The 14,168-nt window shown below is 72.7% G+C and carries 11 protein-coding genes and 1 pseudogene; 5 read left to right on the forward strand and 7 right to left on the reverse strand.

Annotation, left to right across the window (positions count from 1 at the left end; genetic code table 11):
- Positions 1 to 32: 32 nt before the first annotated feature.
- Entirely contained in the window at positions 33 to 1,514 is a 1,482-nt protein-coding gene (locus ABZ893_RS08105) for a cytochrome P450 (RefSeq protein ID WP_361398629.1), read from the reverse strand.
- Between the two features lie 132 nt (positions 1,515 to 1,646).
- Between ABZ893_RS08105 and ABZ893_RS08110 the strand changes: the two genes are divergently transcribed.
- Positions 1,647 to 2,255 carry a TetR/AcrR family transcriptional regulator gene (locus ABZ893_RS08110; RefSeq protein ID WP_361398632.1) on the forward strand — a complete coding sequence of 203 codons (609 nt, stop codon included), beginning with the start codon at positions 1,647 to 1,649 and terminating at the stop codon, positions 2,253 to 2,255.
- Positions 2,256 to 2,273: 18 nt separating this feature from the next.
- Here the strand turns inward: ABZ893_RS08110 and ABZ893_RS08115 are convergent, their stop codons facing one another.
- Positions 2,274 to 3,443 carry a serine hydrolase domain-containing protein gene (locus ABZ893_RS08115; protein WP_361398635.1) on the reverse strand — a complete coding sequence of 390 codons (1,170 nt, stop codon included), beginning with the start codon at positions 3,441 to 3,443 and terminating at the stop codon, positions 2,274 to 2,276.
- A 125-nt stretch (positions 3,444 to 3,568) separates the two neighbouring features.
- Here ABZ893_RS08115 and ABZ893_RS08120 point away from each other — a divergent pair.
- Positions 3,569 to 3,793, forward strand: a pseudogene (locus ABZ893_RS08120) (MFS transporter); the annotation flags it as partial.
- A gap of 27 nt (positions 3,794 to 3,820) precedes the next feature.
- On the opposite strand, the gene ABZ893_RS08125 reads toward ABZ893_RS08120, so the two are convergent.
- Positions 3,821 to 4,834, reverse strand: coding sequence for a slipin family protein (locus ABZ893_RS08125; RefSeq protein ID WP_361398638.1), 1,014 nt, complete (start codon positions 4,832 to 4,834; stop codon positions 3,821 to 3,823).
- Between the two features lie 426 nt (positions 4,835 to 5,260).
- On the opposite strand from ABZ893_RS08125, the gene ABZ893_RS08130 reads away from it, so the two are divergent.
- Positions 5,261 to 6,043, forward strand: a complete 783-nt coding sequence (locus ABZ893_RS08130; RefSeq protein WP_361398640.1) for a putative protein N(5)-glutamine methyltransferase — start codon at positions 5,261 to 5,263, stop codon at positions 6,041 to 6,043.
- A gap of 198 nt (positions 6,044 to 6,241) precedes the next feature.
- On the opposite strand, the gene ABZ893_RS08135 is transcribed toward ABZ893_RS08130, so the two are convergent.
- From ABZ893_RS08135 to ABZ893_RS08145, 3 genes are all read right to left on the reverse strand, one after another.
- The gene (locus tag ABZ893_RS08135) at positions 6,242 to 7,294 is read right to left on the reverse strand and encodes a PHP domain-containing protein (protein ID WP_361398642.1); all 1,053 of its coding nucleotides are present in this window, start codon (positions 7,292 to 7,294) and stop codon (positions 6,242 to 6,244) included.
- 262 nt (positions 7,295 to 7,556) lie between these two features.
- Complete coding sequence (locus tag ABZ893_RS08140) at positions 7,557 to 8,000, reverse strand: SPW repeat protein (protein ID WP_361398645.1); 444 nt, start codon at positions 7,998 to 8,000, stop codon at positions 7,557 to 7,559.
- 75 nt (positions 8,001 to 8,075) lie between these two features.
- Positions 8,076 to 9,248: a dihydrofolate reductase family protein gene (locus ABZ893_RS08145; protein WP_361398648.1), complete on the reverse strand. Its 1,173-nt coding sequence runs from the start codon at positions 9,246 to 9,248 to the stop codon at positions 8,076 to 8,078.
- A gap of 175 nt (positions 9,249 to 9,423) precedes the next feature.
- Here ABZ893_RS08145 and ABZ893_RS08150 point away from each other — a divergent pair, with 175 nt between their 5' ends.
- Positions 9,424 to 9,966 carry an SRPBCC family protein gene (locus ABZ893_RS08150; RefSeq protein WP_361398651.1) on the forward strand — a complete coding sequence of 181 codons (543 nt, stop codon included), beginning with the start codon at positions 9,424 to 9,426 and terminating at the stop codon, positions 9,964 to 9,966.
- A 205-nt stretch (positions 9,967 to 10,171) separates the two neighbouring features.
- On the opposite strand, the gene ABZ893_RS08155 is transcribed toward ABZ893_RS08150, so the two are convergent.
- Positions 10,172 to 10,765: a PAS domain-containing protein gene (locus ABZ893_RS08155; RefSeq protein ID WP_361399008.1), complete on the reverse strand. Its 594-nt coding sequence runs from the start codon at positions 10,763 to 10,765 to the stop codon at positions 10,172 to 10,174.
- 219 nt (positions 10,766 to 10,984) lie between these two features.
- Here ABZ893_RS08155 and ABZ893_RS08160 point away from each other — a divergent pair, with 219 nt between their 5' ends.
- Positions 10,985 to 14,155: a cytochrome P450 gene (locus ABZ893_RS08160; protein ID WP_361398654.1), complete on the forward strand. Its 3,171-nt coding sequence runs from the start codon at positions 10,985 to 10,987 to the stop codon at positions 14,153 to 14,155.
- Positions 14,156 to 14,168 lie beyond the last annotated feature (13 nt).

Raw genomic sequence — 14,168 nt, forward strand, 5'->3', positions numbered from 1 at the left:
CAATTCGTCCGCGACGCGGGGACCGGTCGTGATCAGTTTGCCGTGCGAACCTTCGTACGACGGCCCAGGTTGAGCCGCAGGCCCTCCGGCATCAGCGTGAGGCGTTCCGCGACGCGCAGTTGGTAGCCGGGCTCGGCGTGCAGGTCGTAGCGGCGCAGCAGCAGACCGAGGACCAACGTCGCCTCGTGCAGGGCGAATTGGCGGCCGATGCACGCGCGGGCGCCCGTGCCGAACGGCTTGAAGACGTGCGGCGCACGCGAGCGGACGGCCGCGGGATCGAAGCGATCGGGGTCGAAGGCCTCCGGGTCGTCGCCCCACGCCTCCGGGTCGCGGTGCAGGAGCGACGTCAGGACCAGCGCCCACGCACCCCTGCGCATCGGATGGATCCCGCCGAGCGTGGTGTCGGCCAGGGCCTCGCGGGCGAACGCCGGAGCCGTCGGCCACAGCCGCAGCGCCTCGTCGAGCACGCGGCGCAGATACCGGAGCTTGGCGACTTGCTCGTACGCGGGCTCGTCCACGCCGCCCCACACCCGGTCCACCTCCTCCTGCGCCCGCGCGAGGACGTCCGGGTTCTGGGCCAGGTAGTGCAGCGCGAAGGACAGTGCGCCCGACGTCGTCTCGTGCCCGGCGACGAGGAAGGTGATGACCTGACGCCGGATGTTCTCGGGGGAGAGCCGCTCGCCGGTCTCGGGGTGGGCGACCTCCAGCATCCGGTCGAGCAGGTCGCCCTGCGCGCCGGTCGGCCGCCCGGCCCCGGCCCGGCGTGCGGCGACGACCTCGTCCACGGTCCGGTTGAGGTAGGCCATGTCCGCCTCGTTGCGCCGCTCCGCGCCCCGCAGGAGCAGCCGGGAGAGGCCGGGCGGCACCGTGTTGCGGCGCTGCGCGAACGACAGGGTCCCGACCATGGCGGTCACGAAGGGGTGCAGCTGTTCGCGCTCGAACGACCCGAAGTCATGGCCGAATCCGGTCCGCGCGATCGTCTCCAGGGTCAGCTTCGTCATGTCGCCGGGCACGTCGACGGCCTCGCCCGCCGCCTCCTGAGTGTCCCACCTGGCCATCAGACGCCCGGCCACGTCCAGCATCAGCGGGTGGTATCCCGCCATGGCCTCACGCCCGAAGCCGGGGGCCAGCACGTCGTGCGCCAGCTGCCAGTTGGGCTCGTGGTTGTACGCGGTGAACAGCCCGTCGCCGGCCACCGGCCGCAGGTTGGCCACGCCGAGGCCGACATGCTTGGCGAAGCGCGACTCGTCCGCCATGTCGGCGGCGAACCGGGCACCCCACACGATCACGACCTCGTTGTTGAAGGCCTTGCGCCGGAACACGGGCCCGAGCTGCTTGCCGATCCGCATCGAGTCCTGCAACGGCGTGCGCACGTTCACCCCGAGGACGTCGCCGACCAACGGCAGGCGTCGCGGCGGGTGCGGGATCTTCTCGAGTTCGGGCCAGCCGAGTTCGGCGCTGCGAAAGCCCTTCGGTGGTGCCGTGTCCGCCGCCGGCCGCGTCAACTGAGCCATGATCCCCACCTGTTGGACGTAGAAGCTGTCTGTACCGGACCGTTGTTAGACGTGGGTTCAATACGGTTCCCAGTGTGGTCCCGCTATTGAATTCGCGTCAAGTAAGCCGGGTGGGGTGAGTAAGGTGCTGCCATGGTTGCCGGGGAGCAGGAGCGCACGCGCCGCCGGCTGAGCACCGAGGAGCGCCGCGAACAGCTGCTCTGCGTAGGTGCGCGGCTGTTCGCGGAGAGTGCGTACGACGACGTCTGGATCGAGCGGGTCGCCGAGATCGCCGGTGTCTCACGCGGGTTGCTGTACCACTACTTCCCGACGAAACGGGACTTCTTCGCCGCCGTCGTCCGGCGCGAGAGCGAGCGGATGCTGCGCCTGACGGCGGCCGTTCCCGGGGTGCCGGTACGCGAGCAGCTCGACGTGGGACTGGACGCGTTCCTCGGCTATGTGGAGGAGCACGCGGAGGGCTTCCGTGCCCTGCACCGGGCCGAAGCCGCGGGCGACCCGGCCGTGCGCGAGGTCTACCGGCAGGGCATGGCGGCGCAGGAACGCCAGATCGTCGAGGCCCTCGCCGCCGACCCCGACAGCGCCCACATCGACGGCGACGCCCCCGCACTCCGGCTCGCCGTCCGGGGCTGGCTGGCCTTCCTGGTGGCGGTGTGCCTGGAATGGCTGGACGAGCCGGGGCTGTCACGGGAGCAGGTGCGTGATTTGTGCGCGCGGGCGCTGCTCGGAGCGATCACGTCATGAGGCGCGGCACCCGCGATCTCAGCCCAGCGCCTCGTACAGCGCCCTGATCAGCGCCATCTTGCGTGGATCGTCGGCGATGTGCGGGCCCATCCTGTTCATCACGTAGCCCAGCGAGACGCCCGCCTCGGGGTCGGCCAGGCCGCAGGAGCCGCCGAAGCCGTCGTGGCCGACCGCGCGGGGGTTCGGCCCGTACGAGGCGTTCGGGCCGCTCAGCCACAGGCCGAGGCCCAGCTCCGTGTCGTGCGCGAACCCGGCGCCGAGCACCAGGTCGCGGCAGCTGCCCTGCCCCTCGCGGATCCGCTCGGCGCCCTCCGGGGACAGGATCTGCCGGCCGCCGGACCGGCCGCGGCCCGCGACGATGCCGTACAGCGCGGCGACGGCGCGCGCCGTGCCGTGTCCGTTGGCCGCCGGGATCTCGGCGGCGCGCCATGCCGCCGTGTTCGCCTCGGCCGCGCCCGCGAGCGGATTGGTGAGCGAGGCCAGCGCGGCGGGCGTCAACTGGGCGAAAACGGCGGCCTGTTCACTGGTCGCCTTGGCGCGCGGATGCACGAGTTCCGCCGCCCGTACCGACTCTTTCTCCGGCAGCCCGATCGTGAAGTCGATGCCGAGCGGCCCCGTCACCTCGCGCTCCAGGAACGCGCCGGGCAACAGCCCGCTGACTCGCCGGACGACCTCACCCACCAGGAACCCGTACGTCAGCGCGTGGTACCCGGACACCGAACCCGGCTCCCACCACGGCTCCTGCGCCGCGAGCCGGGACGTGGTGAGCTCCCAGTCGTAGAGCTGCGCCAGGGTGTGCGGCTCGCGCAGCCCGGCGAGCCCGGCCCGGTGCGACAGCAGATGCCGTACGAGTACGCGCTCTTTGCCTGCGGCGGCGAATTCGGGCCAGTACGTGGCGACCGGTGCGTCCGGGTCGAGCAGGCCGCGGTCGACGAGGATGTGGGCGCAGAGCGCGGTCGGCCCCTTCGTCGTCGACCACACGTTGACGACGGTGTCGCGCTCCCACGCGCGCGTGCGGGCCGCGTCGGCCCAGCCGCCCCACAGGTCGACGACAGGGGAGCCGTCGACCAGGACGGTGACGGCGGCGCCCAGCTCCTCGCGCTCGTCGAAGTTCTCCTCGAAGGCCGCGCGGACGGCGTCGAAGCGCGCGTCGCAGTGTCCTTGGATGCCGGGCGCGTGCTGGGTCATGGAATCTCCGTGGGCCGAAGCGATGAGTCCGGTGAAATCCGTAAGGGGAACATACCGACTGGTCGGAGTGGCGGGAAGGGGGTGGCGGTGAGGCGGGTGGGCGTGGTTCCTGAGGCAACCAGGCCGCTGCTGTCGCCCGGCACGCCCCGGCCGACGACCTCGGCTCCGCCGGACTGCAGCGCACCACCCAGTACATCGGCGCGATCACCGCGTCCAGCCTCATCGCCCTGGCGTACGGGCAGCGCGCCGACGACGGCGGGCTGCATGTGATGGCGGGCGTGTCCGTCGTGCTCGGCCTGCTGCTGATCGTGCTGACGGTCAGCGACAGGGCGCTACGCGGGCGCGCCTGACGCGAACGGGGCTCGGCGGCAGGGGAGTTACTCCGGGTCGCCGCGCCGCTCCTCGGTGCTGTCGAGCGGGTCCTCCAGAGCGGGGGGCGTCGCGAAGAAGTCGTCCACGGCAGGGGGAGGTGCGGGGGCTTCCTCGATGCCGGGGGGTGTCGCGGGGAGGTCGTCCACGGCGGCGGGCTGCGCGGGGAGGTCGTCCACGGGGGTGGGCGGCGGGGTGGGCTCCTCGGCCGGGGCGGGCGTGCCCTGGGCCGGTGTTCCGGGCGCCGGAGCTCCGGGGGCCTGGTTGGCCGCCCGCTCCAGGAAACGCAGCAGCTCCACCGGGAAGGGCAGGACCAGGGTGGAGTTCTTCTCGGCGGCGACGGCCACCACGGTCTGCAGCAGCCTGAGTTGGAGCGCGGCGGGCTGCTCGGACATCTGCTTGGCCGCCTCGGCGAGCTTCTTGGAGGCTTGGAGCTCGGCGTCCGCGTTGATGACGCGGGCGCGCCGCTCACGGTCCGCCTCGGCCTGCCGCGCCATGGAGCGCTTCATGGTCTCGGGCAGGGACACGTCCTTGATCTCGACCCGGTCGATCTGCACGCCCCAGCCGATCGCCGGGCTGTCGATCATCAGCTCCAGGCCCTGGTTGAGCTTCTCGCGGTTCGAGAGCAGGTCGTCCAGGTCGCTCTTGCCGATGATGGACCGCAGCGATGTCTGGGCCATCTGCGAGACGGCGAACCGGTAGTCCTCGACCATCACGACCGCGTTGGCCGCGTCGACGACCTTGAAGTAGATGACGGCGTCCACCCGCACCGTGACGTTGTCCCTCGTGATCCCGTCCTGAGCCGGCACCGGCATCGTCACGATCTGCATGTTGACCTTGTGCAGCCGGTCGATCATCGGGATGACGGTGGTGAACCCCGGCCCGCGGACGTCCCCGTACAGCCGGCCGAGCCGGAAGACCACGCCGCGTTCGTACTGCTTGACGACGCGGGCCGCCGCGGCGGCGTACACGGCGCCGGCCGATACGACCGCGACCACGGCCGTGACAACTTCCGCCACCATGACGACCCCCTGAGGTCCGAGTCGTCCAGCTCGGCGCGCGGAAAACCGGCTCGATGCGTGAAGCCGGCTCGACGCGCGTCAGCCGGTTCGATGTACGTAATCCACTCCGTAATCCACGATATGCCCGATGTGACCGTGGCGGCGAGAGAGCGTCCGCGCCCCGGACGCACTGGGTGAGCGAGCGATGACACAGGGGTGGTTCGGGCTGGCCCCGGCAGTGTGCTCCGCGGCCCCAACTCCCCGCCGGGCGCGGCGACCTCTGCGGTAGTGTTACCGCTCCCAGCAGCGCTTCGGCCGAGGAGGTGAGCCCCATTACCGCTGTGTCAGGTCGGGTGCTCCCCTCGCGGACCCGGGCGGTCCGCCCGGCGTAGGCGGCCGCGGGTCGTCGGGAGCCCCAGCGGCATCCCGAAAGGTCACGCTTCACATATGTCGGTTCCCGCGTCACACCCCGCAGTCGTCTCCGCGCTGCGCACGGCAGGCTGCGTCTTCGCCGAGGAAGAGGCGGACATCCTCGTCTCGACGGCCCGCACCCCGGACGAACTCACCGCGATGGTCGCGCGCCGTGTCGAGGGGCAGCCCCTCGAACACGTCGTCGGCTGGGCCGAGTTCTGCGGACTGCGCATCACACTCGAACCCGGCGTCTTCGTGCCGAGGCGCCGTACCGAATTCCTCGCCCGGCAGGCGGTGGCACTCGCGCCGCCAGGGGCCGTCGTCCTCGACCTGTGCTGCGGCAGCGGCGCGGTCGCGGCGGTCCTCGCCGGTCACGCCGAACCCGCCGAACTCCACGCGGCCGATCTGGACCCGGTCGCCGTGCGCTGCGCCCGCCGCAACGTGTCCCCGCTCGGCGGCCACGTCCACGAAGGCGATCTCTACGCGCCCCTGCCCACCGCACTGAGGGGCCGCGTCGACATCCTCGCCGCCAACGGCCCGTACGTCCCCACTGACGACGTCGCCCTGCTCCCGCCCGAGGCCCGCGACCACGAGCGGCGCATGGCCCTCGACGGGGGCGCCGACGGGCTCGACATCATGCGCCGCGTCGCCGCGGAGGCTGCCGACTGGCTCGCACCCGGCGGCCACCTCTTCGTGGAGACCAGCGAACGCCAGGCCGCCGAAGCCGTCGCGGCCGTCATCGGCGGCGGCCTCGCGGCCCGGGTCGTGACGGATGACGACCTGTACGCGACGGTCGTCATCGGTACGAAGGGGCGCTAGGGCCTTTCGTCTGGATCAGGCCGGGCCAGGGAGCGGGGTCTGGTGCCGTGCATCGCAAGGTGGAGGAGGGAGCCCACGCGATGGGGTGCCCCCGGCTGGAGCGCAGCCGAGAGCTGGGGGGGAGGCGAGTGACGACAACGCCGCGAGGTGCGGTGCCAGGCCCCCCCCGCGAGCCCGGCGTGATCCCAGCGAAGGGACCTAACTCCCGGGGACCGCCACGCGCCGGTTCCGTGTCCAGTCGAGGAGTTGGGCGGCCGGCCAGGTGTTCACCACGCGGTCGGGCGGTACGCCGCACTCCTCGGCGCGGGCGCAGCCGATGTCCTGCCAGTCGAGCTGGCCCGGCGCGTGCGCGTCCGTGTCCACGGAGAACAGCGTGCCCGCCGCCACGGCCTGGCGCAGCAGCCGGCGGGGCGGATCGCGGCGCTCCGGACGGCTGTTGATCTCGACGGCGGTGCCCGACTCCGCGCACGCCGTGAACACGGCCTCCGCGTCGAACCGCGACTCCGGCCGGCCCCGGCCCGAACCCCCTCCCCGAGGCATCAGCAGCCGTCCCGTGCAGTGCCCGAGCACGTCGGCAAGCGGGTTGGTGACGGCGGCCACCATCCGCCGCGTCATCGCGGGCGCGTCCATGCTCAGCTTGGAATGGACCGACACGACCACCAGGTCCACCTCGTCGAGGAGTTCCGGCTCCTGGTCGAGCGAGCCGTCGGCGAGGATGTCGCACTCGATACCGGTGAGCAGCCGGAACGGCGCCCACTGCTCGTTCAGCTCCGCCACCACCGCCAGCTGCTCGCGCAACCGCTCCGGCGACAGGCCCTTGGCCACGGTGAGCCGGGGCGAGTGGTCGGTCAGCACCGCCCACTCATGGCCGAGGGCGATCGCCGCGCGGCCCATGTCGTCGATCGGGCTGCCGCCGTCCGACCAGTCGGAGTGCAGATGACAGTCACCGCGCAACAGCGCACGCAGCTGCTCACCGCCCTCGGCGAGCGGGTCCGCCGCGCCCTCGCTCTCCAGGCGTGCGAAGTACGCGGGCACCTCGCCCGCCAGCGCCTCGCGCACCACCTGCGCCGTCTTGGGCCCGACGCCCTTGAGCGATTCGAGCGTCCCGGCGGCGGCGCGCTCGGCCACCTCCGACTCGGGCAGCGCGCGGACGACCTGGGCGGCGGTACGGAAGGCGCCCGCTCGGTACGGCGGCGCGAGTGTGCGCTCCAGCAGGAACGCGACCCGCTCCAGCGCCTCCACGGGATCCATCGCCACCTCCTGCGTCGCGGGGCCGGGTCCCTCCAGCGTCGCGTACGCGCGCCGGCCTCGCGACACGCGCGCGTGGCCCACTGCGAAGCGGACGCCGTGCGCGTGGCCCCCGCGAGGCGTGCGTCGCGCGCGTGGTCCACGCCGGGCAGACGTCGGCGGCCCGGGAGCGTATGAGTGCTCCCGGGCCGCCGAGACTCCAGATTCCGTTGGGTGCCGACTCCGTGAGGCGTGCGTGCCGACTCCGTGGGGACGGCGGTGTCCGTTACGTGTTCGCCCGGCCGTTTTTCATCGCCATGCCCGCGCACAGCAGCCCGAGCAGGACGGTGAGGCCACCGAGGATCACGTTGTTGAGGATGACGCCCTTGTCGGGACTCGATCCCACGACCCACGGCGCGATGATGAGCCAGGCACCCATGGCGCACATGGCCCAGCTCAGGCCGTACATACGGGTCGGCGTGACGGCGAACCCGATGGCCAGGACCCCGATCGCGATACCCACGATGAGGTTCATCGTCGCGAGATCGGCCTGCGTGGTCGTGAAGTGGACCACCCAGGGAGAGATGGCGCAGTACAGACCGATCAGGAAGACCGGGGCGTCCATGAGCGCCACATCGCGGCCACCGAGTACGCGCGCGTACCGGTCCCGCATTTCGGAGACATCAGGGTGACTGGCGAGGTCAGACCTGTGGTGTGACACGTCGGCCATGAGAATCGACTCCTTAGGTTTCGAAGTCTGACCGCGTTCGCGGCGGTATGCCGCATACCTTCATTCTGCGCTTACTTAATCCTTATGTGTAGTGGTGGAGGGCATGAGGTGCCGATTGGGGCGAATTGCCTCATCGGCGAGGTCGCCGATCTCCGCGACGACCACTCCCGCGCTCTCCAGGAGGCCGATGCCGTCGGCGCCCGGCACGAACGTGTCGGGCTCGCGCCAGGCCGTCACCACACGCCGAGCGCCGGCGTCGAGGATGAGCCGCGCGCACGGTTTCGGGCGCGAGGCGCGGCGGGCGCACGGTTCGAGGCTGCTGTACACGGTGGCCGTCCGCAGCCAGGGATCCGCCGGGTCGATCTTGGCGAGCGCGGCCTCCTCCGCGTGCACCACGGGGTCGCCGCCTTCGCGCGAGTGACCGCGGGCCAGCTCCGTACCGTCGCTCGCGACGATCACCGCGCCGACGCTGAACGCCGTGTCGGACGGCGGGCAGTCGGCGGCCAGTACGCAGGCCAGGGCGAGCCAGTGCCGGTCGGCGGCGGTGGGGGAGGAGTCGGTGCCGGGTGCGCTGGGGGCGTACCGCATCAGGACGACGTCGTCGACGGGGCGGGTCTCCAGGAGCCGCATCCGGTGCCGGGCGCCGCCGGGGTACGCGCCGGGGCCGAAGAGGCGGGGGGCGTCGGGTTCGCCCACCACGAGGGGCGCCACCGCCAGCTGCACCTCGTCGGCGAGTCCCTGCTGGAGCAGCTGGGTGTGCACCCGGGCGCCTCCCTCCACCATCAGGCGCCGCACACCGCGGGCCGACGCGAGGTCGTGCAGGACGGACGGCCAGTCGACCGTAGCCCCGAGCGCGACCACCTCGGCGAGCGCGCCCAGCCGCTCACGGGCGAGGACCGCCCCGGCGTCGGTCGTGTAGACGACCTTGTCGCCGCCCGTCGTCCAGAACAGGTCCTTCGCGTCCAGGTCACCCGACGCGGTCACCGTCACCTTGACCGGATCCGCGGGCAGCCCGGCGGCGACCCGGTCGGCGCGCCGCTGCTCCGACCTCACGAGCAGGCGCGGCCGGTCGGCGCGCAGCGTGCCCGCGCCCACCAGGATCGCGTCGCACGAGGCGCGCACCGCGTCGACCCGGTCGAAATCCGCCGCGTTGGAGAGGAGCAGCCGCTCGGGTCCCGAGTCGTCGAGACAGCCGTCGAGCGAGACCGCCGCCGACAGGAGGACGTAGGGACGGGACGGGCGGGACATGGCGGCTCCGGATACGGGGCGGGGCGAGCGGCGGCTCTTGGCTTCGGTGTGTCAGTTTGGGTTCTGAACAGTAGCGGGGCGCGTGCGCGAGGCCCTCACGGTGCCGAGGGAACGACCGGCGCCCCCGATGCGCGCACGCCCGCGCGGACGACGGACCAGCGAAGGACGGAACGCCATGACCACCCCGCACGACGGAATCACCGGCAGCTACGCCCCGCTCGACGACGGCCGCCCCGCCGTCCGCCTGCCGCGCGCCTTCGCCCACCCGATCGAGCGCGTCTGGCAGTACGTCTCCGACCCCGCCGAACTCGCCCGCTGGTTCCCGTCCCAGGTCGAGATCGAGCTGCGCTCCGGCGGTGCGATCCGCTTCCACGGCGACCCGAACATGCCGGTGTCGACCGGTCAGGTCCTTACGGCGGACGCCCCGCGCCATCTCTCCTTCAGCTGGGGCGCCGACGAGCTGCACTTCGACCTGGAAGCGCTCGACGAGGGCCGCACCCGCCTCACTCTGACCAATGTCCTGGAGACTGCCGACGCCGCCGCACGCAACGCGGCGGGCTGGGAGATCTGCCTCGCCGCGCTGGACGCCGTCGACCGGGGCGAAGGCCTCGGCGGCCCGCCCCTGGGGGCGTCCGCGCACTGGAAGGCGTACTACGACGCGTATGTCGAGGCGGGATTCCCTTCGGGGGCGCCGATTCCGGGGCTGGATGAGAAGTAGGCGCGTGGGGCGGGGCGAGCGACTGGGGGAGCGCGGCCTCAGGAACGGGGGGCGGGGGAGTGCGTGGCTGGCAGCGTGGGCGGCCGGGGGGACCGTGACGCAGAGGGAGCACGCGGGGCCCCGCCGTCCCCCCTAGGCCGGGTGACCGTGACGCCGAGGGGCACGCGGGGCCACCGCCGTCATCCCACCTACGCCCCCACCACACCTACGCCCCCACCACCCGCGGCGGCCACACCCCCGGCGCCAGCACCCCCGACGCATAGGCCCGCGCCACGAGTTCCGTCCGGTTAGCCGCGCCCCAGCGCTGTGACAGCCGCCGCAGGTGATAGTTCACGCCGTCCGTGGTCAGCCCCGTGTCATGCGCGGCCTGCGCCGTCGTGGCCCCGGCGGCGAGCAGCGCCAGGATGCGTGACTCCGTAGCGCTCGCCGTTGCGGACGCGTCCCCGGCGGGTGCCGGCGGCCGTGTCTCCATGACCCGCAGCATCACCAGCAGATCCGGCGTCCCGCCGGCCGTGTCGCTGACCGTGTCCACCGTCAGCTCGCCCTCGCGCGCGCTGCCGTCGGGGGAGTTCCACGTGACCGAGACGGGGTAGCGGGAGCGCCGTCGCAGGCGCAGCGCCTCGGCGATCCGGTACAGCTGGGCCTGGTCCTGCGGCCGGAACAGACCGAGCAGATCCTGGCCCTTGAGGCGGCCCGGAGTCGTGTCGCACTCGGCCGCCATCGCCGCGTTCGCCAGCATGATCGTCCCGGGTGGCCCGCACACCGCGACCGGCATCGGGATCCTGTCGAAGAGGATCATCGCGCGGTTGCGCCACAGCACGCCGTCCACCGCGGGCCCCTTTCCGTTACGCCATTCCGGGCGAGCCCGCCCCGGGTGTCACGTACGGGCCCCCGGCGCAAGAGCGGCGCGCCGCACCCCGCTACACAATCATGTAGTGCGCGGGCCAGGGCGGCCGGGGTCACGGGATCAAGCTGGTCAGGCACCGAATCTCGTACCGCGAAAGGCAGTTGCCGCACCATGCCCGACTCCGCGCTGCTCCCGCCGGCCCCCACCGACGGCCTTCCGCTCGTCGACATCTCCGACACGGGCCCCGGGCCCGCGCCCCTCCAGCAGGCGATGGAGCTGTCCCGCCGCCATGGCCCCGCGCTCGTGCGCCGGCTGCACGGCCGCGACGCCATCTTCGTCAGCGACCTCGACCTCGTCACCGAACTCGCCGACGAGACACGGTTCGCCAAGCACGTGGGACCCGCCCTGGAGAACGTCCGTGCCTTCGCCGCCGACGGCCTCTTCACGGCGTACAACGAGGAACCCAACTGGGCCCGCGCCCACGACATCCTCATGCCCGCTTTCGCCCTCGGCTCCATGCGGACCTACCACCCCGTGATGTACGAGGTGTCCCGCCGCGTCATCGAGGCCTGGGATCGTGCCGCGCGCTCGGGCAGCCCCGTGGACGTACCCGGCGACATGACGCGGATGACGCTCGACACCATCGGGCTCGCCGGATTCGGTTACGACTTCGGGTCCTTCGCGCGTTCCGAGCCGCACCCCTTCGTCGAGTCGATGGTGCGCTGCCTGGAATGGTCGATGAAGCGCGTGGCCCGCGTTCCCGGCGGCGACTACGCGGCCGCCGACGCCGCGTTCCGCACCGACGCGGACTATCTCGCCCAGGTCGTCGACGAGGTCATCGCGGCGCGGGCCGAGGCGCCCGACGGCGACGACCTGCTCGGCCTGATGCTCACCGCCCGCCACCCCGACGGCAGCGCGCTCGACACCGCGAACATCCGCAACCAGGTCATCACCTTCCTCATCGCCGGCCACGAGACCACCTCCGGCGCGATGTCCTTCGCGCTGTACTACCTGGCCAAGCACCCGGCCGTCCTCGACCTCGTCCGCCGCGAGGCCGACGCCCTGTTCGGGGACGCGGCCGACCCCGAGCCCACGTTCGACGACATCGGCCGGCTCACGTACACGCGGCAGGTCCTGAACGAGGCGCTGCGGCTGTGGCCGACCGCGGCCGCGTTCAGCCGCGAGGCCCGCGAGGACACCGTGCTCGGCGGACGCATCCCGCTGCGCGCCGGGCAGGCCGTCACCGTTCTCGCGCCGATGCTGCACCGGCAGCCCGTGTGGGGCGACAACCCGGAGCTGTTCGACCCGTCCCGCTTCACTCCCGAGGCGGAGGCCGCGCGCTCGCCGCACGCCTTCAAGCCGTTCGGCACCGGTGAACGCGCCTGCATCGGGCGGCAGTTCGCGCTCCACGAGGCCACGATGCTGCTCGCCCTCCTGGCCCACCGCTACCGCCTTGTCGACCACGCCGACTACCAGCTGAACGTCAAGGAGACCCTGACGCTCAAGCCCGAGGGCTTCACCCTCACCCTCGTCCCGCGCACCGCCGCAGACCGGAACCACCCCGCGCTGCCAGGCCACGCGCCCGCCCAGGACAAGGCCACCGCCCCTGACACGCTGCCCGCCCGGGTGCGACCCGGCACGAGCGTCCTGTTCCTGCACGGCAGCAACTACGGAACCTGCCGCGGCCTCGCCGAGCAGCTCGCCGACGACGCCGCCGCGCTCGGCTGCGACACGTCCGTCGCCCCGCTCGACGCCCACGCCGGAGCCCTGCCCACGGACCGCCCCGTCGTCGTGATCGCCGCTTCCTACAACGGCCGCCCCACCGACGACGCGGCCGCCTTCGCCACCTGGCTCGACGAGGCCCCGGACGGCGCAGCGGACGACGTCACGTACGCGGTCCTCGGTGTCGGCGACCGCAACTGGGCCGCCACCTACCAGCACGTCCCAACTCGCATCGACGAACGCCTCGACGCCCTCGGCGGCAGCCGCCTGTGCGAACGCGCCGCCGCCGACGCCTCCGGCGACCTCAACGCGACCGTCCTCACCTTCACCACCCGCCTGAGCGCCGCGCTCCTCGACATGTACGGGGACCCCGACGCCGTCGGCGCCGACGCGGCAGAGGACGAGGAGGCGTACGAGATCCGGGAGATCGGCGGAGGGCCGCTGGACGCGGTGGCCGCCCGGCACGGGCTCGTCCCGTTCACCGTCACCGAGACCCGCTCCCTCACCGCACCCGAACACCCCCGCACCAAGCGCTTCGTACGCCTCGCGCTGCCCGAGGGCGTCACGTATCGCACCGGCGACCACGTGACCGTCCTGCCCGTGCAGGACCCGGCGCTCGTCGAGCGGGCAGCGGCGGCATTCGGCGTCGACCTCGATGCCGTCCTCGACATCAGGGCACGGCGTCCGCGGCGCGACGGGCTCGCGGTCGACCGGCCGCTGACGGTACGTGAACTCCTGTCTCATCACGTGGAGTTGGGGCATGTGCCCACCCGCGAACAGGTCGCCCTGCTCGCCGACGCGAACCCCTGCCCGCCCGAGCAGGCCGCGCTGCGCAACCTCGCGGACGACGACCCGCGCACCCTCGTCGAACTCGCCGAGGACCACCCCGCCCTGCGCGGCGCCCTGACCTGGCCCCAGCTCCTGGAGCTGTTGCCGCCGCTGCGGACCCGCCACTACTCGATCTCGTCGAGCGCCGCCGGGAGCCCCGCGCACGCCGACCTCATGGTGTCCGTCCTCGACACCCCGGCCCGCTCAGGGCGAGGCAGGTTCCGTGGCACGGGATCGGCGTACCTCGCGGGCGTGCGGCCCGGCGACACGGTGCTCGCGCGTGTCCAGCCGTGCCGCGAGGCCTTCCGCGTACCGAACGACGCGGAGACCCCGGTCGTCATGATCGGCGCTGGCACGGGCCTCGCGCCGTTCCGTGGCGTCATCGCCGACCGGAGCGCGCTGCTCGCTGAAGGTGCGCAACTCGCCCCTGCGCTCTGCTACTTCGGCTGCGACCACCCCGAGGGCGACTTCCTGCACGCCGACGAACTGCGGGCCGCCGAGCGTGCGGGCGCGGTTTCGATGCGCCCTGTTTTCAGCGAGGCACCCGAGGCGGGACACGCCTTCGTGCAGCACCGGGTGGCCGCCGAGGCCGACGAGGTGTGGGCGCTGCTCGGGGCCGGGGCACGTGTGTACGTGTGCGGTGACGGGGCGCGGATGGCGCCGGGCGTCCGAGAGGCGTTCCGCTCGCTGTTCCGGGACCGTACGCCGGGTGCGGGCGAGCAGGAGGCGGAGGCCTGGCTCGCCGGCCTGATCGCGGACGGGCGCTACGTGGAGGACGTGTACGCGGGCTGAGTGCACCGGCGTG

Source organism: Streptomyces sp. NPDC046821 (assembly GCF_040645335.1).
In the GTDB taxonomy this organism is placed as follows: Bacteria; Actinomycetota; Actinomycetes; order Streptomycetales; family Streptomycetaceae; genus Streptomyces.